At 74.0% G+C, this 23,233-nt stretch carries 15 protein-coding genes; 4 read left to right on the plus strand and 11 right to left on the minus strand.

What is annotated here, in order from left to right:
- Window positions 1–117: 117 nt before the first annotated feature.
- The 4 genes from SACTE_RS03970 to SACTE_RS03985 are packed head-to-tail and all read right to left on the minus strand — an operon-like array spanning window position 118 to window position 4,317.
- A complete protein-coding gene (locus SACTE_RS03970; RefSeq protein WP_014044740.1) occupies window positions 118–723 on the minus strand; it encodes an ATP/GTP-binding protein in 606 nt (201 codons plus the stop codon).
- On the minus strand, window positions 704–1,138 hold the full coding sequence (locus SACTE_RS03975; RefSeq protein WP_014044741.1) for a DUF742 domain-containing protein: 435 nt from the start codon (window positions 1,136–1,138) through the stop codon (window positions 704–706). The genes SACTE_RS03970 and SACTE_RS03975 overlap by 20 nt, the downstream gene beginning before the upstream one ends.
- A gap of 9 nt (window positions 1,139–1,147) precedes the next feature.
- Window positions 1,148–1,591 carry a roadblock/LC7 domain-containing protein gene (locus SACTE_RS03980; RefSeq protein ID WP_014044742.1) on the minus strand — a complete coding sequence of 148 codons (444 nt, stop codon included), beginning with the start codon at window positions 1,589–1,591 and terminating at the stop codon, window positions 1,148–1,150.
- Complete coding sequence (locus SACTE_RS03985; protein ID WP_014044743.1) at window positions 1,588–4,317, minus strand: nitrate- and nitrite sensing domain-containing protein; 2,730 nt, start codon at window positions 4,315–4,317, stop codon at window positions 1,588–1,590. The genes SACTE_RS03980 and SACTE_RS03985 overlap by 4 nt, the downstream gene beginning before the upstream one ends.
- Before the next feature lie 473 nt (window positions 4,318–4,790).
- On the opposite strand from SACTE_RS03985, the gene SACTE_RS03990 reads away from it, so the two are divergent.
- Complete coding sequence (locus SACTE_RS03990) at window positions 4,791–5,246, plus strand: hypothetical protein (RefSeq protein ID WP_014044744.1); 456 nt, start codon at window positions 4,791–4,793, stop codon at window positions 5,244–5,246.
- Window positions 5,247–5,368: 122 nt separating this feature from the next.
- Here SACTE_RS03990 and SACTE_RS03995 read toward each other — a convergent pair whose 3' ends face one another.
- The 6 genes from SACTE_RS03995 to SACTE_RS04020 form a co-directional block, all read right to left on the minus strand.
- Window positions 5,369–10,093: a hypothetical protein gene (locus SACTE_RS03995; protein ID WP_014044745.1), complete on the minus strand. Its 4,725-nt coding sequence runs from the start codon at window positions 10,091–10,093 to the stop codon at window positions 5,369–5,371.
- Between the two features lie 82 nt (window positions 10,094–10,175).
- The gene (locus tag SACTE_RS04000) at window positions 10,176–11,087 is read right to left on the minus strand and encodes a hypothetical protein (protein ID WP_014044746.1); all 912 of its coding nucleotides are present in this window, start codon (window positions 11,085–11,087) and stop codon (window positions 10,176–10,178) included.
- Window positions 11,088–11,202: 115 nt separating this feature from the next.
- Window positions 11,203–12,729, minus strand: coding sequence for a hypothetical protein (locus SACTE_RS04005; protein WP_014044747.1), 1,527 nt, complete (start codon window positions 12,727–12,729; stop codon window positions 11,203–11,205).
- A 57-nt stretch (window positions 12,730–12,786) separates the two neighbouring features.
- Window positions 12,787–16,425 carry a hydantoinase B/oxoprolinase family protein gene (locus tag SACTE_RS04010; RefSeq protein ID WP_014044748.1) on the minus strand — a complete coding sequence of 1,213 codons (3,639 nt, stop codon included), beginning with the start codon at window positions 16,423–16,425 and terminating at the stop codon, window positions 12,787–12,789.
- A 111-nt stretch (window positions 16,426–16,536) separates the two neighbouring features.
- The gene (locus SACTE_RS04015) at window positions 16,537–17,955 is read right to left on the minus strand and encodes a hypothetical protein (protein ID WP_014044749.1); all 1,419 of its coding nucleotides are present in this window, start codon (window positions 17,953–17,955) and stop codon (window positions 16,537–16,539) included.
- Window positions 17,956–18,349: 394 nt separating this feature from the next.
- A complete protein-coding gene (locus tag SACTE_RS04020; protein WP_014044750.1) occupies window positions 18,350–18,742 on the minus strand; it encodes an ankyrin repeat domain-containing protein in 393 nt (130 codons plus the stop codon).
- Window positions 18,743–19,084: 342 nt separating this feature from the next.
- On the opposite strand from SACTE_RS04020, the gene SACTE_RS04025 reads away from it, so the two are divergent.
- Both SACTE_RS04025 and SACTE_RS04030 read left to right on the plus strand, forming a co-directional pair.
- Window positions 19,085–19,279: a hypothetical protein gene (locus tag SACTE_RS04025; RefSeq protein ID WP_014044751.1), complete on the plus strand. Its 195-nt coding sequence runs from the start codon at window positions 19,085–19,087 to the stop codon at window positions 19,277–19,279.
- A 37-nt stretch (window positions 19,280–19,316) separates the two neighbouring features.
- On the plus strand, window positions 19,317–20,936 hold the full coding sequence (locus SACTE_RS04030) for a membrane protein (RefSeq protein ID WP_014044752.1): 1,620 nt from the start codon (window positions 19,317–19,319) through the stop codon (window positions 20,934–20,936).
- Between the two features lie 35 nt (window positions 20,937–20,971).
- Here the strand turns inward: SACTE_RS04030 and SACTE_RS04035 are convergent, their stop codons facing one another.
- Window positions 20,972–22,468 carry a PLP-dependent aminotransferase family protein gene (locus SACTE_RS04035; protein ID WP_014044753.1) on the minus strand — a complete coding sequence of 499 codons (1,497 nt, stop codon included), beginning with the start codon at window positions 22,466–22,468 and terminating at the stop codon, window positions 20,972–20,974.
- A gap of 99 nt (window positions 22,469–22,567) precedes the next feature.
- Here SACTE_RS04035 and SACTE_RS04040 point away from each other — a divergent pair, with 99 nt between their 5' ends.
- Window positions 22,568–23,233 (plus strand): membrane protein, encoded by a 666-nt coding sequence (locus tag SACTE_RS04040; RefSeq protein WP_014044754.1) that lies wholly within the window; start codon window positions 22,568–22,570, stop codon window positions 23,231–23,233.

Raw genomic sequence — 23,233 nt, forward strand, 5'->3', positions numbered from 1 at the left:
CGTACAGGGTTGACGGCCGTTCACCCCGGGTGAAGACTCCTGCCACGGCTCCGGCCCCGTGCGCGCGGTCCGTACCCCGGTCGGCGGGGGTACGGGCCGCGCTCTCGTACGGACTCCTCAGGTCCTGGCGGGCTCCCTGGGCACGTCCGCGCGTGCCATCGCGTCCTCCACGACGGCCACGAGCACGTCCCGTACGGACGAGCGGTCGCGCGCGTCGCACAGGAGCACCGGCACCTCCGGGTCGAGGTCGAGGGCCGCCCGTACCGTCTCGATCGGGAACCGCTCGGCCCCCTCGAAGAGGTTGACCGCGACGGTGAAAGGGATACCGCGGCGCTCGAAGTAGTCGACGGCCGCGAAGCAGTCCTCCAGCCGCCGGGTGTCGGCGAGGACGACCGCGCCCAGAGACCCCTGGGCCAGTTCGTCCCAGAGGAACCAGAAACGGTCCTGCCCGGGGGTTCCGAACAGGTAGAGCACCAGGTCCTCGCGCAGGGTGATGCGCCCGAAGTCCATGGCCACCGTGGTGGTGCTCTTGCCCTCGACGCCGACGAGGTCGTCGACCGGCCGGCCGGCCTCGCTCAGCCTCTCCTCCGTGCGCAGCGGCCGGATCTCGCTGACCGCCCCCACCAGGGTCGTCTTGCCCACACCGAAGCCGCCCGCCACCAGGATTTTCAGGGTAACGGGCTCCACGGGCCGCTTTCTGCGGCTAGAGCGCCCGAAGGCCATTGATCACCTCGCGAAGAATGTTCACGTCCGGCAGCTCGGCCGGCGGAACGGGACGGGTGACGTGCACCAGCTCCTCCTCGACGAGGTCACCGACCAGGACGCGGACCACCCCGACGGGGAGGTCCAGTCCGGAGGCGAGCTCGGCGATCGACTGGGGCATGTCGCTGCACAGTTCGACGATCTCCACGTGTTCCGGGGAGAGCGTCTGGTCCCGGCCGCGATCGTCGGCCGCGGGTTCCGGGACGACGATCGCGATCAGGTCGAGACGGTGGCGGGACGCACTGCTGGTACGCCCCCGGGTCATGGCGTAGGGGCGGACCACCGGTCCCGCTTCGGCGTCGTACCAGCGCGAGGAACCCGCGCCGGCCGACGCGCGGGGCGATCCGGGGGTCTCCCGGGCGGATTCGGCGCTCATGCCATCCCCTCACCCTCCGGCTGACATACCGGTCGTCCGGGGTGCGTTGGCCAGGTGGGCCCCCACCCGCTTGACCATCAGGGTCATCTCGTACGCCACCTGCCCGACGTCCGAGTCGGCGTCCGCCAGGACGGCGAGGCAGCTGCCGTCACCGGCCGCCGTGACGAAGAGGAACGCCTCGTCGAGCTCGACGACGGTCTGCCGGACCCTGCCCGCCTCGAAGTGGCGGCCCACGCCCTTGGCGAGGCTGTGGAATCCGGAGGCGACGGCTGCGAGGTGCTCGCTGTCCTCACGGGTGAGGTCCTGCGAGGCGCCGGTGGCAAGGCCGTCGCTGGAGAGCACCAGCGCCTTGCGGATGCTCGATACGCGCTCGACCAGTTCGTCGAGGAGCCAGTTGAGCTGGCCGGAGCCCTGGCGTGCGGCGTCGGGTGCTGCGGCGTTCGGTGCGGTCATGGACCGTCCCCTCCCGGAGTGGTTCCTGGTGCTGTCTCGCCGGGGCCGGTCGCGTCCTCGGCGTTCTGCCGACGACCGCGCAGCCAGCCTCGTTGGAGCGAGGCCATGCGATTGCGTACGTCGTCCGCGTCCCGTTCGAAGTCATCGGCGGTGTCCGCGGGGGCGTGGCCGGGAGCCCGCCCTGCGGCGTTCTCCCGGAGCTGTGGGGCGATGCTGGCCTGCCGGACCCGGCGCGGCAGGCCGCCGACGGTGTCCCGGGGCGCACTGTCCGGTGCCTGGGCGGGCGGCCGTTCGGTCGCGGAGCGGCGGTCCGCGACACGGTCCTCGGAGGGAGCGGGGTGCGAGCGGCCTGCCTCGGACACCCGGCGGCCCCGGTCGGTGACCAGCGTCGGCGGCTTGCGCCGGGGCAGCGGGACGGGACCGGCGGGGCGCATGGGGCGGACGTCCGCCGTGTGCTCCTGTGCCGGGTCCGACGCCTGCTGGTGCTGGTCGCGCTCCGTGTTCCGGCGCAGGTCCCGGGCGCGGAAGATGCCGCCCCGCTCGCTCTCGGTGTCCTCCAGGTCGGACACCCCGTCGAGGACGGGCCCGAGCGCCGGATCGAGGTCCCGGGCCAGGGCCGGGTCGTCGGCGAGCTCCAGCGCCCCGACGGGGCCTTCCAGCTCGACCGGGCCGTCCAGCGCGGTGGGGTCGGTGAGCCCGGTGGGTACCGGCGCGAGCCCGGGGGACCTGCCCGTGTCCGCGGTGCCCCGGGAGGACGCCGTCCCGGCCGCCCGGCCGCCGATCGCCTTCTCGGCCCTGCGGTCGAGGCGGAAGCCGGTGCCGTGGGTGTCAGGAGCGTCGGTGAGCAGCTGCCCCGGGATGAAGACGACGGCGGTGGTGCCGCCGTAGGGCGAGGTCTGCAGCGAGACCCGTACGTTCTGCCGCTGGGCGAGCCGGCTGACCACGAAGAGGCCCAGCCGGTCGGTGTCGGAGAGCTCGAAGTCGGGGGTCTCGGCGAGCCGGAGATTGGCGTCCAGCAGGATCTCGGGGGCCATGCCGAGGCCCCGGTCGTGGATCTCCAGGGTGAAGCCGTTGGCCACGCGTTCGCCGTGCACCTGGACCGCGGTGTGCGGGGGCGAGAACACGGTGGCGTTCTCCAGGAGTTCGGCGATCAGGTGGGTCAGGTCGGCCACGGCGGGGCCGCCCACTCCGATGCGGGGCAGCCGCCTGACCTCGATGCGTTCGTAGTCCTCCACCTCGGCGACCGCCGCGCGCACCACGTCCATCAGCTGGATGGGCTTGCGCCACTGCCGGGACGGTGCCGCGCCGGAGAGGATCACCAGGCCCTCGGCGTGGCGTCGCATGCGGGTGGTGAGGTGGTCGAGGCGGAAGAGGTCGGCGAGTTCGTCGCCGTTCTCGGTGCGGCGCTCCATGGCGTCCAGCAGCGTCAGCTGGCGGTGCAGGAGCACCTGGTTGCGGCGGGCCAGGTTGACGAAGACCTCGGACACGCCGCGGCGCATGTCGGCCTGCTTGACGGCGGCCTCGACGGCGGCCCGCTGGAGCGTGTTGAGCGCCTGGCCGACCTGGCCGACCTCGTCCTTGTCGTAACTCAGGTGCGGGGCCTCGGTCTCCACGTCGACCTGTTCGCCCGCGGCCAGCCGTCGCATCACGCTCGGCAGCCGGACCCCGGAGACCTCGTGGGCGTCCTTGCGGAGCCGTGAGAGGTCGCGGATCAGGGCGCGGCCGACGCGTACGGAGACGAAGACCGAGACGACCAGGGCGAGGAACCCGAGGACACCGGCCACACCGGCCTGGATCAGGATCCGATAGCCGGCGGGCTCGGCACGGTCCTGGAAGCGGTTGGCCATCTCCGTGTTGTCGTTGGCCAGGTGGTCCAGCACCGTGGGGGCCACCTGCTGCCAGCCCTGCGCGTCGACGGCTCCGGGCTTCTTGAACGGCCCGGCCGCGATGAGCTTCTGCTCCGCCGTGCGCAGCGGTTCGGTGTCGGGCCCGGACCAGTACTGCTCCATGCGGCCGCGCTCGGTGGCCGGCAGGAGCTCCAGGTTGACCTCGTAGAGGAGGCGGCGGTTGGCGGCGAGGTCGGACACGGCGCGCAGTTCGGGGGCGCCGAGGCGGCCGGCGATCAGCCCGGACGCCACCAGGGCGTCCTCGCGGGAGAGCATCTCGCGTGCCCGCGACACGCCGACCAGCGCCCGGAACTGCTTGTCCGCCGAGACGTTCTCCATGGTGTGGAGGCCGTTGAGGAAGCGGTAGCAGGGGTCCACGAGGCCGTTGTAGAAATCGAGCGCCCGGGTCCGGTCGATGGTGCGGCGCTCGACGGAGGACCGCAGGGCGTCCAGGCCGTCGACCTCGCTGAGGATCGAGTCGAGCTGCACCGCGGCCTCCGGGCTCAGCGCGTCCCGTACGTCGTCGCGTCCGGCACTGCGCCGGACGTCCGCCACGACCCGGTCGGTCGCCGCGCGTCGGCGCAGCAGAAGCGGCAGGGAGTCGGAGGCCCGGGGATCGGCGAGGAAGACGAGGGTCTGCCGGCGTTCGTCCTGGACGGCACGGACGGTGTCCTCCAGGGGGTGCCCGACGTTCTCCATGATGGAACCGGCACCGAGCAGGTCGCGGGCATCGCGGCCGGTGATGTAGGTGGCGAAGACCCACAGGCCGGTGAGGGAGACGAGCGGCACCAGGAGCAACGCCACGATCTTCCTGCGGATGGACTTCCCGCGAAAGCGCATGGCCTCCCCCAGCTCGACCCCGCACCGCGGGGGTGGTCGTGTCGGTGTTTCCGGTCTTCCGGCAGTGGCGCACCGGAGGTCCATCGGTGTTCCGTCAACAAACGGCGCGAGCCTACTACTGACCCACAGACAACTCGAAGGCACGTCCGGACGATTTTCAGCCGCCCTTTCCCGTGTTGATTACCAGTTGTCCCGGTATACACGGCGAAGAAATTCGCGCATGTGACACAGAAGGCCAGGCCGTAGCCCGCTTGTTCACGCCGGTCAGTTGGCTGGAAGTCTTCGTTCCATGGCTTTCGGTGCCGATTGAGCGTGTTCGGCGGGAATCTTCACGCCCCGGCGTTCGTCCAGCTGTACGGGGGCAGACGACCTTGTGGGGTACGCGTGGCACGGCGGAACGCTCCGCCGGCGTAGAACGGGCGCGCGCCGGGCAGCCACCCCTGAGTTCGTAGGCGGAGGGGAGTTGAAGGTCCGTGAAGACGGATGAACGCCGGAGTACGCCGGCGACGGCCGTACCGGCGGGCGGTGGTGGAATCCCCCGGCAGCAGCTGTGGGTGGAGGAACCGGCGCTACGGCGGCGGATGCCGGATCCGGTGCGCACCGCGGCCGTGCGGGCGGTGCTCATCATGTCGCTGACGCTCATCCAGGCCATGGTGGCCTTCCTGTGCACCCTGGCGGGGGCGTGGCTCGCGTTTCCGATGGTGCTCGGCGGGGTGGCCGGCACGGTGGTCGCCACCTGGTCGGTGCTGGACGTGTGGGTGACCCGGCAGGTGTGGAACCAGCGGCACGGCGTCGTCTCGGTGCCGAGCAGCACGGCGCGGCAGATGCGGCGCGAGCGGCGCAGGGCCAGGGCCGCCGCCCGGGCGCAGGACCGCCGGACCGACCGAATACGCCGCCGGGGTGCGGGCGGCCTCTCCCGGGCGGCCTGACCGCGGCAGGCCGGCTCGCCTGTGGCGTCCCGGCCCCGCACCAGTGGGTACGGGGCGGCGCCCGCCTGTCGCGCCACCCCGCCCCGTCGGCCCCGCTCGGCTTCCGGCTTCCGGCTTCCGGCTCAGCGTCCCTGTGGGTCCGGTGACGCGTCCGCCGACGCGCGGACGTCCGTCTCCGAGCGCATCTCCGGGACAGGCGCGGTCCCCGGAACATCGGCGGGCTGAGGAGTCCGCTTGAACATGCGGGTCGCGGTGATCTCGCCGTGCACCGTCTCGCCGTCGGGGTCCTGCTGCGGAAGCCCGGGCCTCAGGTGCTCCTCGACGCTGATGTACTTCAGCCCCGCGCGCAGGTCCGCATCGTTGCGCAAGCGGATCACGAGCGGGAATTCGGCGAGCGCCGTGGTGTCGAAGAGGCCGGTCGTGTACAGCAGTTGGACGCCCAGCGCGTCGGAGACGGCACGCTGGAGCTCCAGCAGATACGTGGCGTTGGCCCTGCCGATGGGGTTGTCGAGGAAGAGCGTCCCGGCGTGCCGGTGCCGGTCGCGTCCCCGGTCGTTGCTGCGCAGAGCCGCCATGGTGCAGTACAGCGCGATGGCCGCGGTGAGCAGCTGGCCGCCGGAGAAGACGTCTCCCATCTGGCCCACGGGCACCCGCTCGGCCCGGAGCACCGCGTCCGGCTTGAGGATCTCGACCGCGATGCCCTTGGGCCGCAGCGCCGCCTCGACTCCGCGCAGCAGCAGGGACATGCCGTCCCTGCGCAGGTCGGAGTTCTTCTTCAGGGCGGCGTGCGTGGCCTCGTCGACGACCTCGCCGAGCCGTTCGGTGAGGGTGGCCTGGTCGGGTTCCTCGAAGCGGATCCGGAGGAATTCCTGTCCCGACCACTCCCCCAGTCCCTCGGGAAGCCGGGAGAGCCGCTGGGCGGACCGCAGCGTGGTGAGCGCGGACTCCACCAGACCGCGCAGCCGGTCGACGATGGAGTCGCGGTTGCGCTCCAGCTGGGCCAGTTCGTCGGTGAGCACCCGGAGCCGGGGCGCGAACGCGACGGCCCACTTCTCCGCGTGGTCGGGCAGGGCGGCGGCCGGGAGTTCGCGGATCTGCTGCCGGGCGGGGGTACGGACCTGTTCGTAGCGGGTGGAGTTGGCGTGCCGTACGAGCACGTCGCTCGCCTCGCGCACGGATGCCTCGGCCGCCGAGAGATCGGCGGCGCAGCCGCGCAGTGAGCGCCGGGCCTCGGCGGCGGACTGCCTGGCCTCGTCGAGGGTGCCGGGATACGGCTCGGGGGCTTCGGCCTCTTCGTCGGGCGTGTGGTCCCTGAGCAGGTCGCGCAGCAGGGCCGCGGTCTCGTCGAAGCCTCCGGCGGAGTCCTCGGCCGTGCGGTGGGCGCGGAGCAACTGGGCGTGGGCGGCGCGCGCCGTGTCCAGGGCCTCGGTGGCGGAGGCCAGTTCGGCGGTCGCGGCGCGCAGCAGGCCCTGCGCCTGGTCCGCGTCGGCCGGGACGAGGTCCTCGGGGAGTTCGGTGTGGTGGGGCTCGCCGTCGGCCGGGGCGAGCCGTTCGGCTTCGCCGCGCAGCCGGCCGAGCTGCTCGCTGGCCGTGGAGGCCCGGGTCTCCAGCAGCTGGACGAGGGACTCGGCGCGTGCCGCGGCGGCCTGCCGGGAGGGCCCGTCCGCTCCGTCGGTGCCTTCCAGGAGGGCCGCGGCGCGGGTGCGGACCTTGTTGGTGAGGCGGTCGAGCTCCGCCAGGGCGGCACTCTCGTCGCTCTCGGCGCGGGCCTGTTCGGCGCGCAGGTCGGCACCGACGCCGACCTTCTCGTACAGCTGGGAGGCGGCACGGTAGGCCTCGCGCAGGGCGGGCAGGGAGGTGCGCGCGCTGTCGGCGGAGGGTTCCGGGAGCGATTCCGGGGCCCCCGCGATCTCGGCGCGTTCGGCGCGCAGGGCGCGGGCCGTGCGGTGGGCGTCGTCCGCCGCACGCTGGGCGGCCCTGCGGTCCTCGTCGGCGGCGCGCGCCCGGTCCAGGCAGGAGGCGGCGCGTGCCTCGGACTCGGCCGCCTCGTCGGTCAGTTCCCGGAGCCTGGCCTGCCAGGCGGCCCGGTCGCGGAGGCGGTGGGCGAGACCGGCGAGCGCGTCGGCGGTGCGGCGGGCGCGCTGGGCGGCCTCCTGGCGCTCGTCGCGGACGCGCGCGGCGTCGGCGGCGGCCTCGTCGGCCTCGGCCCGGACGGTGCGGGCCTCGGCGAGCGCGGCCTGGGCGGTCTCGGCCGCGGCGCGCGCGGTGAGGGCGGCTTCCCGGAGTTCGGTGAGCATGCCGGGCGGGCAGTCGGCGCGCCAGGAACCGATCCGGGCGGCGAGGGCACGGTCGGCGCCGAGCCGGGCGGCGAGCGTCCTGATGTCCTCGTCGCGCGCGGCCGCCCGGGCCCTGAGCTCCTGCCGCTCCTCGTCGGCGGCGTGTTCGTCGTGCATCGCCGGGTTCGGCGGGACCAGGAAGACACCGTCCGCGGCCGGGGTCTCCCCCGCCGGGACCGGTGCCAGGAGGGCCGCGGTGGTGCCGACGGCCACGGCGGAGCGGGGCAGCAGGGCGGCGGTGCCGAGTACGTCACGGGCCCGGGTGTGTGCGTCGGGGTCGGTGATGACGACCCCGTCGACCAGCTCGGGGCGGGCCGCCAGCACGGCCGCGTGGTCGGCGGGGTCGACGGCCTGGGCGAGGTAGCGCCAGCCCGGCAGGGCCGGGATGCCGTGTTCGCCGAGGTACTCGACGGTGGCGAGGACGTCCGGGCCGGGCGGCAGCAGTCCGCCGTCACCGAGGGCGCCGAGGATGCGGGAGTCGTCCGCGGCCGCCGTCCGCAGGTCGAAGAGCCTGCGTTCGGCAGCCGCGACGCCTTGGTCGAGCAGCTCGCGCAGTTCGTCGGCGTTCTGGTCGAGCTCCTCGGCGGTGAGCGGCTGGGAGCCCTCCGGAGCGGCCGGTTCCTGGGGGTTTCCGGCCGCTCTGCGGGGATGGGGGACGCCACCGGCCGAGGGCATGCCCAGCAGATCGGCGAGACGGCGGTCGGCCGCGATGGACTCGGCGGCCCTGCGCTCGGCCTCGTAGGACTGTTCGGCGCCGCGGGCGCCGTCGGCGGCCCGGGCCGCCGCGAGTTCGGCCCGGCTCTCGGCCGCCGCCGCCTCCCTCGCGTGGTCGGCCGTGGCCCTGGCCGCGTCCCTGGCGGTGTCCCAGGCGGCGACGGCGGTCTTCTCCGCGTCGTTCGCGGCGAGGGCGGCACGGGCGGGGTCGGCGTCGGGCGCGGTGTCGTCGAGCCAGCCCGCCCGCACCGCTTCGGCGGTCTCCTGCTCGACCTCGGTCAGACGCTGGCGGAGGTGCCCGGCCTCGCTGCGGGCCCGCTGGGCCTCGGTGGCGGCGGTGGTGGCGTCGCGGTGCGCCGTCTCCCCGGTGGCCTGGAGGGTCGCGGAGCGCTCCTCCTCCTCGTCGGCGACGCGTTCGCCGGCCTCGGCCGCGGTGTGCAGGGCGCGTACGAGGTCGGCGGCGGCCGTGGCGCGGGCGGCGAGGGCGGGTGCGGCGTCCCGCTCGGCCTCGCGGATGGCGACGGCGACCCTGGCCGAGCGGTCGGCGGCCGCCCGGTGCCGCAGCACCGCTTCGGCGGCCTGCCAGGCGGCGTGCAGGGTCCGGGCGTCGCCCAGTTCACGGCGCTGGGCCGCCGCGCCCTTCTCCGCCGCCGCGAGGGCGAGCGAGGCGTGGCGGTAGGCGAGTTCGGCGGCGACCAGATCACGGTGGCCCCGGGCGGTCTCCGCCGCGGTGACGGTGTGGGCGGCGGCGGTGACCTGCTCGGCGAGTTCCGCGGTGCGGCCGCGCTCCTCCGCGGCGCGGGCGAAGAGCCTGCGGGCCAGGGTGCGGGTGCGCCGTTCGGCGGCGGCGTGGACGTCTCGGCTGCGGGCCCGGGTGGCGGTGGCGTCGACGATACGGCCGAGCAGGTCGACGGACCCGGCGGTGAAGTCGCGTTCGGCGGTGAGCTCGGCGCGGCGGCCGAGCTTGTTGCCGAAGCCGCCGACCAGGTCGGCGAGGCCGTCGGTGTCCCGGGTGTCGGTGACGGCGCGCAGCAGGAGATCGGTGAAGTCGGAGTCCTTCTTGACGGCGAACAGACCGGCCGCCTCGCCCTCGTCGGCGTTCATCTCGCGCTGGTAGCGGAAGAGTTCGGGGTCCAGGCCCAGGTCGCCGAGGTGTTCGTTCCAGCGGTCGTGGATCTCCTCCCAGTGCACGTCGAGGTGCTGGTAGAACTTCCCGGCGTCCATCAGGGCGTCCCGGAAGCCCTTCATGGTGCGGCGCCGGCCCTGGGCCCCGGAGGCCCCCTCGACGGGGCGGGCCACCGAGGTGGCCTCGGCGACGGGCAGGCTGTCGAGGCTGAGCCCGGGTCCGGGGCGGAAGGAGTACCAGGCCTCGGCGAACTTGCGCGGGTCGTTGGAGACCTGGCGTCCGCGCCATTCGCTGACCTTGCCGACGACCACACACTCGCCGGTGAGGGTGTGCTGCCACTCCAGCGCGACGTGTCCGCAGTCGTCGGCGAGCAGGAACTTGCGCAGGACGCCGGAGCTGGCGCCGCCCAGGGTGTTGCGGTGGCCCGGCAGCATCACCGAGAAGATCAGCTTGAGCAGGACGGACTTGCCTCCGCCGTTCTCCAGGAAGAGCACACCCGCGGGCGCGGGGCGGCGCGGCGGCCCGACCGGCTCCTCCTCGAAGAACTCCGCCTGGGCCGGGGCGGGGTCGGGGACGGGCTCCCCCACCCCGCGCAGGTCGAGCACGGTGTCGGCGTAGCGCGCGCCGGCGGGTCCGATCGAGTAGAGGCGGACCCGGGACAACTCGTACATGGCGGCGGACTCTCGTCGTTCAGGAAGCGGGTGGGGCAGCGGCGCCGACGGCGCGCGCGGAGGCTGGGGGGCGGGCTCTGCGTCAGGAGTGGAAGGGCAGACCCGCGTCGGCGGCCAGCTCCAGGCCGTCGGTGTCGGGCGGGGGCAGCAGCGTGGCCGAACCGTCGGTGACCGGGACGACGCCGAGCTCCAGCAGCTCGGCCATCGCCGCGCTGCCCGCCATGTCGCGCACCTGGAGCTGGTAGCGGGCGGTGGTCCGGTAGGTGCCGCCCGCGTCGTCCCCGGTGCGCTGAAGGAAGCCCGAGTCGGCGAGGAAGGCGGCGGCCTTGCCGATGATGCCGGTGGTGGACCCGGCGAGCCGGCGGGCGTCCTTGGTGGCTCCCGTGGAGCTGCGGCGGGCGTAGACGCGCCAGCCGGACTCCAGGCCGGGGGCGTCGGTGGCCGGGTCGGTGTTGTCGCCCTGTTCCGCCGCGCGCTCTTCCAGGCGGTGGCAGGCCTGGCGGACGAAGGCGTCGACCCCGTTGACCGTGATGCGGCCGATGTAGGCGTCGTCGGCGAGGTCCTCGGGGCGGGGGAAGGCCATGGCGGCGACGGCGAGGTGGGCCAGTCCGTGCAGGAAGCGGTCGGCTGTGTCGGAGGAGGCGCGCCGGGCGTAGTCGCCCATGCGTACGGCGAAGACGGAGTCCTCGCCCGCGGTCACGGCCATGCCGGCGCGGGTGGAGACCTCCAGGACGACGAGTCCGAGCCCGGTGGCGACGGCGTCGGCGAGCCGGGCGAAGGCGGGCTCCTCGCGGTAGCGGCGCAGCAGTTCGCCGTACTCGGCGTCGCGGGCCGGCATCAGCTTGGGCTGTAGTCCGAAGGAGACCAGGCGGGCCGCGTCGGCCGCGTCGGCGGGGGTGACGGACGCGGGAGCGGCCGGCGGGGCGGCCTCCGCCGGGTACGCGGGCTGCGGTTCGCCCCACGCGTCGTCGGGCTCGGCGTGCTGCTCGGTCACTGCGGTGGCTCCTCGGTACGGGTGGTGCGGCGCTCCCGGTGCGTCCCAGGGGATGCCCGGCGAATCGGAGGGCGGGTCGGAGCCGGGCGCCTCCCCGGGCGGCGGGCGGGGGCCCTCATGAGGCGTCCTTGCGGTCCGCGGCCATGCCTGCGGCGTCCAGCAGGGCCGTGCCCACTATCAGGTCGGCACCGCCGAACTCCGGGTCGTCGAGCGTGGCGCCGTCGTCGACCGCGAAGAGGAGCCTGCGCTCGCCCTGCCGGTAGGCGGTGCCGACCGGCGGGCTCGCCGCGTGGACCGCGAGCAGGGCGACCAGGTAGGGCAGCTCGGGGTCCTGGAGCCGCGCCTCGGCCAGCAGCCCGGAGAGCCGGCGGGGCGCGTCGTGCTCCAGGTCGAGCAGCTCCATGGCGTGGGCGAGCTGCTCCTCGCTGAACCTGCTGTCGTCGGGGGTGGCGACGAGGTCGGGCTCGGGCATCTCGGCGCCCAGGTGCTCCCGTTCGACCGGGGGCGTGAGCAGCAGGTCGACGAGGTCGCCGACGCGCACGGAGACCGGGGTGCGCAGTCCGGTGCCGTGCGCGAAGAAGGCGTCGGTGGCCCGGGTGGCCTGGTCGACCGGGAGCGGCAGCAGGGGGGCGACGAGCTGGCCGTACAGGTCGAGGCCCGCGCGCGCGGTGGGGGCGGCGAACGCCTGCCGGTCCTGTTCGGCGCGGAAGAGCGGCCCGGCCTCCAGCAGCCGGGACTGCAGCTGGGTGTGGCGGCGGATGCAGTCCTTGACGATGTCGACGAGCTCGGCGGCGCGCCGCTTGTGCTCGGGCTCTTCCGCCTCGTCCCTGGCCTTGCGGATGTTGGTGAGGATCGCGTTCTCGTGGCGGTAGCGGTCGGCGACGTGGTCGAGCGCCTCGGCGATCATGTCGGGGACCGCGTTGAGCCAGTCGACGGCGCGGACGTTGCGCCGGGTCGCCTCCAGCGTCCTGCGGAGCGTCTCGGCGTACTGGACGGTGCGGTAGCGGGCCTGTTCGGCGGCGAGCTGGGCGTCGGCGAGGCGGCCACGGCTGATGAGTACCTCCAGCTTCACCTCGGCGGCGATCTGCGCGCTGGTGACGTCGGTGTCCAGGGCGCCGACCAGGACGTTGACCGCCTCGTCGGTGGCACGGAGGTAGACGCCGCCGCCGGGCCCGGGGACCTCCTCGACGAGCTTGAAGTCGTAGTCCCGGCGGACGTACACACCGTCCGCCCCGAAGGTGCCGTACACCGCGCGGAAGCCTCGGTCCACGCTGCCCACGTTGATCAGGTTCTCCAGGACCCAGCGGGCGACCCGTTCGTGCTCGGTGACGGGTCGGTCCGGCGCCTGGGCGGCGATCCGCGGGAGGAGTCTGGCCACTATCTGGTCGTGGTCGGCCCCGGTGTCGAAGTCCATGTTGAGGGTGACCAGGTCGATGGCCGAGAGGGCGACTTCGGCCATCGCGTAGACCGTGTACGCGCCGGCCAGATTCGCCTTGCGCGCGTCCAGGTCGTGCAGCGGGGCGGTGCAGGCGAGCGCGCGCAGCCGACGCGAGAGCCCCTCGTCGGCGGCCGGGCCCGGTGCGGGCCGCGGCCCCGCGCTGAGCTGCGACGCAGCGGTGTGGGTGTCGGCAGGCGAAGTCACGCTGCACAGATTAGGTCCTCGCACCGACAACGGTCGAAACGGTGCGGAAGCGACCGGCTACGCCGCCCCGTAGCCGCCTCCGCCCGGGGTCCGCAGCACCAGTACGTCACCGGCGCCCAGTTCCGCCGTGTCGCGGCCCTCCAGCGGGGTCACGGCCCCGCCGCCGGCCCGTTCGACGTACTGCTCGCCCAGCGCTCCCGGCCCGCCTCCCGCCATGCCGTACGGCGGGACGCGGCGGTGGCCCGACAGCAGCGCCACGGTGACGGGTTCCAGGAACCGGATGCGGCGTTCGACACCGCTTCCGCCGTGCCACCGGCCCGTTCCGCCGCTGCCCTCCCGTACGCGGAAGCTCTCCAGCAGCACCGGGTACCGCCATTCCAGGATCTCGGGGTCGGTGAGCCGGGAGTTGGTCATATGGGTCTGCACGGCGTCGGCGCCGTCGAATCCGTCGCCCGCGCCGGAACCGCTGGCGACGGTCTCGTAGTACTGGACGCGGTCGTTGCCGAAGGTGAGGTTGTTCATGGTGCCCGACCCCTCGGCCTGGACGCCGAGCGCCGCGTAGAGGGCGCCGGTGACGGCCTGGGAGGTCTCCACGTTGCCGGCGACGGTGGCCGCGGGGTGGACCGGCGCCAGCATCGATCCGGCGGGGACGCGGACGTCCAGGGGGATGAGGCAGCCGCTGTTGAGCGGGATGTCCTGGGTGACGAGCGTCCTGAAGACGTAGAGGACGGCGGCCGTCACCACGGACGTGGGGGCGTTGGAATTGCCCGGCTGCTGCGGGGACGTGCCGGTGAAGTCGATGACGGCGGCACGGCGTTCGCGGTCCACGGTGACCTTCACCGCGACGACGGCGCCGTCGTCGGTCTCGTAGCGGCAGGAGCCGTCGCGCAGTCCGGCCACGATCCGGCGTACCGACTCCTCGGCGTTGTCCTGGACGTGGCCCATGTAGGCGTCCACGACGTCCTGCCCGAACTCGCCTGCGACGCGACGCAGTTCCGCGATGCCCTTCTCGTTGGCGGCGATCTGGGCGCGGAGGTCGGCGAGGTTGCTGTCCGGGTCGCGCGAGGGGTACGGGGCCGTGCTGAGCAGTTCCCTGGTCTCCCGCTCGCGGAGCCGGCCGTCCCGTACCAGGAGCCAGTTGTCGAACAGGACGCCCTCTTCGTCGATGGTGCGGCTGAAGGCGGGCATCGACCCCGGGGTGATGCCGCCGATCTCCGCGTGGTGCCCCCGGGAGGCCACCAGGAAGCGCGGCCCGGTCCGCCGTACGCCGTCCGGCCCCTCGTCCGCGCCGTCGTCGGGTTCGTCGAACACAGGCGTCACGACCGTGACATCGGGCAGGTGGGTGCCTCCGTGGTACGGGTCGTTGACGGCGTAGACATCGCCTGGCCGCATGGAGTCCCGGTTGCGCCGCAGTACCTCCTTGATGGACTCCCCCATCGAGCCGAGGTGCACCGGGATGTGCGGGGCGTTGGCGACGAGGCCGCCGTCGGCGTCGAAGAGGGCGCAGGAGAAGTCCAGCCGCTCCTTGATGTTGACGGAGTGCGCCGTGTTCCTCAGGCGGACGCCCATCTGTTCGGCGATCGACATGAAGAGGTTGGTGAACACCTCCAGCATCACGGGGTCGACCCGGGTGCCGACGGCGGTCCGTCCGGTGCGGGGGCGCACCCGGTGCAGCACCAGGTGGCCGGAGGGTTCCGCGGCGGCGTGCCAGCCGGGGTCGACGACGGTGGTGGAGTCGTCCTCGGTGACGACGGCCGGGCCGTCCACGCCGGTGGAGCCGCGCAGGTCCCGGCGCCGGTGGAGGCCGGCGTCCTGCCACGCGCCGTCGGTGAACACGCTGACCGTTTCGAGCGGGCTCGGCGCCCCGGAGCGGCCGGTGTCCTCGGCTTCCCGGGCGGGGCCGCCCGGCCCCGCCCGCCCGGTCGCCTCGACGGAGACCGTCTCGACCACCAGCGGCTTGTCCATGACGAAGCCGTAGCGGGTGCGGTGGGCGGCGGTGAACTCCTCGGTCATCGCGCCGACGCCGCCGAGCGCGACGGGGAGGCTCGCGTCCGTCCCGGCGTAGCGCAGCAGGACCCGCGTCCGGGTGGAGACGGCGCCGTCGGGAATGTGGTCGGCGCGGAGTTCGGCGCGGGTCCGGGCCTCCAGCCGGTCGGAGACGTCCTGGGCACGGGCCCTGCTCTCCTCGTCCAGTTGGGCCTCGACGGACTCCTCGCGCATGGCGGTGGCGTCGGCCAGACCGATCCCGTAGGCCGACAGGACGCCGGCGAGCGGGGGCACCAGGACGGTGTCGACGCCGAGGGCGTCGGCGACCGCGCAGGCGTGCTGTCCGCCGGCCCCACCGAAGCTGGTGAGGGCGTGGCGGGTGATGTCGTGGCCCCGCTGGACGGAGATCTCCTTGATGGCGTTCGCCATGTTCAGCACGGCGATCTCCAGGAACCCGGCGGCGGCCTCGGCCGCTGTGCGCGGGCGCCCCGTGGCGGCGGTGACCTCCTGGGCCAGTTCCTCGAAGCGCCGCCGGACGACGTCCGTGTCGAGCGGCTCGTCGCCCCGGGGTCCGAAGACGGCCGGGAAGTGGTCCGGCCGGATCCGGCCGAGCATCACGTTGGCGTCGGTGACGGTGAGCGGACCACCTCGGCGGTAGCAGGCGGGGCCGGGGTCCGCACTCGCCGAGTCGGGACCGACCCGGTAGCGCCGGCCGTCGAAGTGCAGGACCGATCCGCCGCCCGCCGCGACGGTGTGGATGCTCATCATGGGCGCGCGCATCCGCACACCGGCCACCTGGGTCCCGAGTTCACGCTCGAACTCGCCCGCGTAGTGGGACACATCGGTGGAGGTGCCGCCCATGTCGAAGCCGATCACCCGGTCGTGTCCCGCCTGGGCGGAGGTGCGCGCCATGCCGACGACGCCCCCGGCGGGGCCGGAGAGCACCGCGTCCTTGCCGCGGAAGTGGTCGGCCTCGCGCAGCCCGCCGTTGGACTGCATGAACATCAGACGGATGCCGGGCAGTTCGGCGGCCACCCGGTCGACGTAGCGGCGCAGGACCGGGGAGAGGTAGGCGTCGACGACCGTGGTGTCCCCGCGCGGGACGAGCTTGATCAGCGGGCTGACCTCGTGCGAGCAGCTGACCTGGGTGAACCCCGCCTCCCGGGCCGTCTCCGCGACGGCCTTCTCGTTCCGGGGGTGGCGGTAGCCGTGCGTCAGGACGACCGCGGCGCTGCGGATCCCGTCCGCCCTGACCTCGCGGAGCAGTCCGGCGACGGCGTCGCGGTCGAGGGGCCTCACCGTCCGGCCGAAGGCGTCGAGGCGCTCAGGGACCTCGATCACCCGGTCGTACACGGCCTCGGGCAGCAGGATCCGCCGGTCGAAGAGGCGCGGCCGGTTCTGATACGCGATCCGCAGCGCGTCCCGGAAGCCCTCGGTGACGACGAGGACGGTCGGCTCACCGCGCCGCTCCAGGAGGGCGTTGGTGGCGACGGTGGTGCCCATCTTGACCCCGGCGACCCGGTCCGCCGGGACCGGGTCGCCGGGACCGAGGCCGAGCAGGAGGCGGATCCCGGCGACGGCAGCGTCGTCGTAGCGCTCCGGGTCGTGCGAGAGAAGTTTGCGGGAGACCAGGCGCCCGCCGGGATCCCGGCCCACCACGTCCGTGAAGGTGCCGCCCCGGTCGATCCAGAACTCCCAGCGTCCGGTCACCCGTCCATTCTGGCGCGAGGGCGGGCGCCGCGCAGAGGGGGCGCGTGGACGGCGTGCGGCCACGTGCCCCGGGGCGCCTGGACGCGTCGCCCCGGGGCACGGCCCCCGGAATCAGACGGCGGGCGCGTCCGGGCCGATCCGGCTGCGTACGGCGGTCTGCACCTCGGCCTCCTCGGCGGGGTCCGCGGCCAGCCTGCGCAGGCGTTCGGCGACCCGGATGTCCCCGGTCTCCGCGTGGAGGGCGGCCACCTCCCGGGTGGTCTCCTCGCAGTCCCAGAGGCACTCGACGGCGAAGCCGGTGGCGAAGGACGGATCGGTGGCGGCCAGGGCCTGGGCGGCCCGGCCGCGCAGGTGCGAGGAGGACGTCTCCCGGTAGATGTGGCGCAGCACGGGGGCGGCGCAGGCGATCTCCAGGCGGCCGGTGCCGTCGACGAGGGTCCACAGGCGGGGAGCGTCGGGGCCGTCTCCGCGGACCGCCTCGCGCAGCGCCGCGAGGACGAGCGGGGCATCCTGCGCCACGCCCCGGCAGGCGAGCACCCCGGACGCCGAGGCGCCGAGGGCGTCGGGCCGGTGCGCCCAGCGGCGGGCCCGCTCCACGGCCGTGTCTCCGCACATGCGCTCGAAGGCGGCGACGGCCGCGTCCGCGACGGTCCGGGAGGTGTCCACGGCTGCCTGCTCGATCAGGTCCAGTACGGCCGGGTCCTGCGCCTCGGCGAGGTAGTGCAGGGCCGCGCACCGGGCGCCGTCCGGGCCGCCGCGGGCGGCCTCGACGATGAGGGGCCGGTCCTCGGCGCCGGCGACGGCGGTCAGGCAGCGGGCCGCGGGGACGTGGAGCACGCTGCCGCGCTCGAGTCCCTGCTGGGCCCAGTCGAAGACCGCCTGCACGCTCCACCCGGGCCGGGGCCCTCCGGGGCGCATCTGCCGCTGCCACCGGTCGAAGGAGCCCTGCTCCCCGGCGGCGCGGATCCGGGCGCCGATCGCCGGTCGCGGGTCGTCCGCCCAGAGCCGCCAGGGGCGCGGCTCGAACGCGTCACGCACGGCGGCGGCCAGTTCGGCGTCCCCCTCCGGGGTGGCGGGGAAGCGGTCCGTCACGGGTCCGGCCAGCGAGCGCAGCCCGGCGTCGTCGTCGCGCAGGGCCAGTTCGTCGAGCGCCCAGGCCCAGTTGGCACCGGTGGCGGCGTAGCGCCGCAGGAGGACCAGGGCGTCGTCGCGGCCGTACGAGGCGAGGTGACCCAGGACGGCGAGGGCGAGACCCGTGCGGGAGTCATCGGTGTCGAGGTGGTCCTCGGGGGCCCACAGGTGGCGCTCGATCTCGTCGGTGCCGCCGTCGAGATCGAGATAGAGACGGGCGTAGTAGAGGGAGCGGTTCTCCACCTGCCAGTCGTGGCGCGGATCACTCAGGACGCAGTGGTTGAGCGCTGCGAGGGCCTCGGGGCGGGGTGCGGCGAGCGCGTGGAGCGTGCCGTCGCCACGGCCCCTCTGCAGCAGACCGAGCAGGGTGCCGCTCGGCGCTATGAACGGATCGAACATGGGGAAAGCCTCACATCAAGCTGTCGACGCGACCGGGACTGTGCTGTTCCACGTGCCGGGGGGAGCCGGGGAGTGTCCGGCGAGTGGGGACCGGTCAGGTCGCGGCGGCAGGAGCGGTGCGTCGTGGGGCGCCGCGGCGTCCGCATCGCGGAGCGATCCGGATGCCCCCGGCGACGCCGCGAGGTACCGCGCCGTGCGTCGCGACCATGGTCAGGACCCGCCGGAACCCGCGCGACAACATGATCGGCCGGCCGTCGTCCTCTGCCTGGTGCTCATCTTCCCCTGCCTCTCGTCGGTGGTCCGGAGCGGACCCGCGACGTCATGATGACCCAGCCATTTCGCCGACGCGACCACATTTACGACGCACCGGTCATCCACGCGTCCCCGCGGCGTCTCAGCGGGCACCGAAGAGTTCCAGCAGGTCGTCCTTGCCGAACATGCGCGCGGTGTCCACGGCGGAGGGTGTTCCCGCGGCCGGATCCGCCCCTGCGGCGAGCAGCGCCTCGATCACCGCGCGCTCGCCCTTGAAGACGGCCCCGGCGAGCGGCGTCTGCCCCCGGTCGTTGGCGCGGTCCGGATCGGCTCCGCGCCCGGCGAGTGCGGTGACGGCCGGGGCGTGCCCGTGATAGGCGGCGAGCATCAGCAGCGAGTCGCCCCGGTCGTTGGTGAGGTTCGCCGGGACGCCCGCGTCGACGTAGGCGGCCAGCGAGTCGGTCTCACCGCGGCGGGCCAGGTCGAAGACCTTGGTCGCCAGCTCGACCACCTCGGGATCGGGGGTTTCGCTCATCGGACGGACCGCCTTCCGTGTAACCGTTCGCGCCGTCGCCGGCCTGGTGGGTGCAAGTACGGCGGGAGCCGTACGAATGAACCGACAGGGTACTGCTCCGTAACCGACGTGAGCCTGCCCGGACCGGGCGGAAGGTCACCACGGGCGGTGGTTCTTTCCGGAACGTTCACGGACCGAGTCCGCCCCGGGTGCCGTCACGGCGGAACCGGGCACCCACTTTTCACCCCCCGGTCGAGTGAAAAGTATCTCTATTCACTCGATTGCACCTTTATCCATACAGGCACATCTTGTGATGCTGGAAGTACTCATGGTGACCGTCCCCCTCAACCAGGAGAACCGCTCATGATCCTCTCCATCTCGGGCGTCGTACTGCTCGGCATCATCGTCTTCCTGTTCTTCAAGAAGGACGGGCTCAAGGCCTCCCACGCCCTCATCTGCGCGCTGTTCGGCTTCTACCTCGCCGGCACCGCCATCGCTCCCAGCATCACCGCCGGCGGGGCGAGCCTCGCCAGCATGCTGGGCGGGATCAAGTTCTGACGCTCCGCGACCGCTCCCACCTCTCCAGGAGACCGATGTGGCCCGGCGACCACTCCCCCGCATTCTGAGCAGCGGCAGCGCCTCGATCACTCGCGGACGCGAGTTCGCGCGCACGGCCGCCGACAGTGCCACCGACGTCCTCCATCCGCTGATCACGGTCACCCGGGGCCTGCGGCTGCTGGCGGGAGCGGGACGGCAGAAGTGGGCCGCGACGCCCAGGGACCGGCGCGGGCACGTGCTGTTCCTGGTCGCGGCCTGCGTACTGGGGATGGCACTCATCCCCTACGGATCCTTCCTGGCGCTCGTCTCGGTGATGGGCGCGGCGGCCTGGAAGGGCCGCGAACGGACCCCCGCGAGGACCGGCCCCGACGAGGCGGAGTCGGCGCGGCTCCGGTCGCTGTACGAGGCCCTGGTGCCGCATTTCTCGGTGGCCGAGGACCCCGGTCCGCTGTTCTCCCACGGCGGCGACTGGGACAAGGCCTTCGGCTCGTCGTACGCCTTCGACGGCGACGGCCGGCTGACCCGGCTCCAGGTGACCTACCCGGCGTACTTCCCCGATGGCGACGCCGCGTCCCGCACCCGCGTCGAACGGGTCCTGGACGCCAAGTCGGGCCGGGGACGGGAGTACCACTTCGTCTGGGACGAGGAGGGCAACCGTCTCTCGATGACGGTGCTCGACCCGCTGCCGACCACGATCGCCGCCCAGCGCTTCGTCACCGCACCGGGTGAGACGGTTCTCGGCTTCACGGACGCCGACGCGGTGTGCCGCACCGTCCCGGTGCGGGACGGCGACGCGGTCCGGGACGCCGCACCCGTGATCTGGCGCACCGGTCCGCGGTCGACCGAGCCGCACCTGCTGGCCGTCGGGCATCCCGGGAGCGGCACCACGACCCTGCTGCGGTCCCTGGCCCTGCAGGCCCTCCAGCACGGCGACGTCCTCGTCGTCGAGGGCGGCGGCACCGGGGAGTACGGCTGCCTGGCCGGACGCGACGGCGTCCTGGCCGTCGAGCGCGGCCTGTCCGGGGCGCTGGCCACGCTCGAATGGGCGGCGCACGAGACGGAGCGCCGCCTGATCGCGGCCGACCGGGCCCGCCAGGCCGGCCACCCGGCGCCCGAGGACGTCGGGCGGCCCCTGTGGATCCTGCTGGACCGGCCGAGCGCCCTGGGTCATCTGGCCGCCTCCGAGGGCAGGCCCGACCCACAGGATCTGCTCCAGGTGCCGCTGCGGCACGGCCGGGCCGCGGGGGTGACGGTCGTCGTCGCGGAGCAGTTCGACAGCCTGGACGCCCTCTCGGAGACCGTGCGCGTCCACACCCGGGCCCGCGCCGTCCTGGGTCCCGCCACCCGCGACCAGGTCGAGACGGTGCTGGGGACCGAGCCGCACACCACACCGACCCCCCAGGTGCCCCCGGGCCGTGGCTACGCCCGGCTCGGCACGGGGGCCGTGCTGCGGCTCCAGGTGCCGGCGACCCCGGACCCCTACGACGCGGCCACGAGTGAGACGCACCGGCAGGCGGTCCTCGACCTGCTGCCCGGCGGGCAGGGAGCCGTCGAACGGGCGCAGGAGGCCGAGCGGGGCGATGGGTACGGGACGGCCGGTCCCGTCGCCGTGCACAAGGACCCGCTGACCGTGGCTCCGGCCGCCGCGGAGGGTTGACCGGGCCGGACGGCCGGGGTGACGGCCCCCGCCGTTCAGGCCACGAACGTGCGGGGCGTCTCCGCACCGGCGCTCGCACCGGAGACGACCAGATCCGCCGCGGCCGCCAGCCGCACCGCCGCCTCGTCCGCGACCGGGCCCGCCACGGTGAACGGCAGCCGCACATAGCCCTCGAAGGCCCCGTCGACGCCGAACCGGGGCCCCGAGGGCACCCGGACACCCACCCGTTCCCCGGCCACCGCGAGGCGCGAGCCGGAGATCCCGCCGGTACGCACCCAAAGAGTCAGCCCGCCGTGCGGCACCTCGAACTCCCACTCCGGCAGGTCCCGCCGCACCGCCCGCACCAGCGCGTCCCGGTTCACGCGGGCCTGATCGCGCCTCAGGGCCACGGCCTCCTCCCAGCCGCCGGTGCGCATCAGCCAGTTGATGGCGAGCTGCTCCAGCACCGGCGTCCCCATGTCGGCGTACGCACGGGCCGCCACCAGGCTGCGGATGACGTCCGGGGCCGCCCGGACCCAGCCGATCCGCATGCCCGCCCAGAAGGCCTTGCTCGCGGAGCCGACGGTCACGACGGTGCTGCCCGCCGGGTCGAACGCGCAGACGCGGCGGGGCATGTCGACGGGGTCCAGGCGCAGCTCGTTCATCGTCTCGTCGACGACCAGTACCGTCCCGGCGGAGCGGGCCGCCTCGACCAGGGCGCGACGCCGCTGCTCGTCGGCCAGGGCGCCGGTGGGGTTGTGGAAGTCCGCGACGACGTAGGCCAGGCGGGGCGCGGTGTCGCGCAGGACCTGGCGCCAGCGGTTCATGTCCCAGCCGCCCAGCCCCTCCTCCATGGCCACCGGGACCAGCCGGGCGCCCGTCTCCCGCATCAGCTGGAGGATGTTGGCGTAGCTGGGGGACTCCACGGCGATGCGTTCGCCGCGCCCGGCGAAGAGGTGGCAGATCGCGTCGATGGCGCCCATCGCGCCCGTGGTCACCATGATCTGTTCGGGCATCGTGGGGATGCCCTGTCCGGTGTAGCGGTCGGCGATCATCCGCCGCAGGTCGGGCAGGCCCGCCGGGTAGTCGCCGTGCGTGTGGGCGTACGGCGGCAGCTCCTCCAGGGCGCCCTGCACGGCCCGGGTCAGCCACGGTTCGGGGGCGGGCAGTGAGGCACAGCCCAGGTCGATCATCGAGCCGAGCGCCTCCGGGGGCAGCGGTTCCAGGCCGCGGGCCGGCAGCGGATTGCCCGCCGGGACGGCCGTCCAGCTGCCCGCGCCGCGCCGTGACGCCAGGAAGCCCTCGGTCCGCAGCGCCTCGTAGGCGGCGGCGACGGTGGTCCGGCTGAGCGACAGGGCGAGCGCCAGCTCCCGTTCGGCGGGCAGCCTGGCGGCGACCGGGACCCGGCCCTCCAGGACGAGCAGGCGCACGCCGTCGGCCAGGGCGCGGTAGGCGGGGGGCTTGCGGCTGCCCGGGGGCAGCGGGCGGGGCTGCTGAGCCCGGAGCTGACGGGCCAGCTGTGCGGCACCCACCGTCGATGTCCACTGCGCCACAGAAATCAGTCCACCTTCCTCGAATTGGCCCTAGTTGGTGGCCGATCCTCCGCCACAGAGTGACACGCAGCAGTCCACTCACACCACAGGGGGTACCACATGGCCGACAGCACCGCTCCGAGTGGGATACGTGCCGTCCGGCGGCTCACCCATCTCTTCGTGGGGCTCGCGCTGTACGGGGCGAGCTCGGCGCTCATGGTCCGGGCCGGTCTGGGGATGGAGCCGTGGGGGGTGCTGCACCAGGGCCTGGCCGGGCGGACGGGCCTGTCCATCGGCGTCGTCTCGATCGTCGTCGGGGCGGTCGTGCTGCTCCTGTGGATCCCGATCAGGCAGCGTCCCGGCTTCGGCACCGTCTCCAACGTCTTCGCGGTCGGCCTCGCGATGGACGGCACCCTGGCCCTCGTACCGGATGTGAGCGGGCTCGCCGCACGGATCGCGGTGCTGCTCGCGGGCATCGCGCTCAACGGTGTCGCGACGGGGCTCTACATCTCCGCGCGCTTCGGCCCCGGGCCGCGCGACGGGCTGATGACCGGCCTGCACCGGCTGACCGGGCGTTCCATCCGGCTCGTACGTACGGCGATCGAGGTGGCTGTCGTGGCGACCGGCTTCCTGCTCGGCGGTTCGCTCGGTGCCGGGACCGTGCTGTACGCGCTGGCCATCGGCCCGCTCGCCCAGTTCTTCCTGCGCGTCTTCGCCCTCCCCGCACCCGGCGCCGTCCCTGCGGCTGCCGTTACGGCGCCCCCGGGGGCGATACTTCCGCGGTGA

Source organism: Streptomyces sp. SirexAA-E (assembly GCF_000177195.2).
GTDB classification, from domain to species: domain Bacteria; phylum Actinomycetota; class Actinomycetes; order Streptomycetales; family Streptomycetaceae; genus Streptomyces; species Streptomyces flavovirens.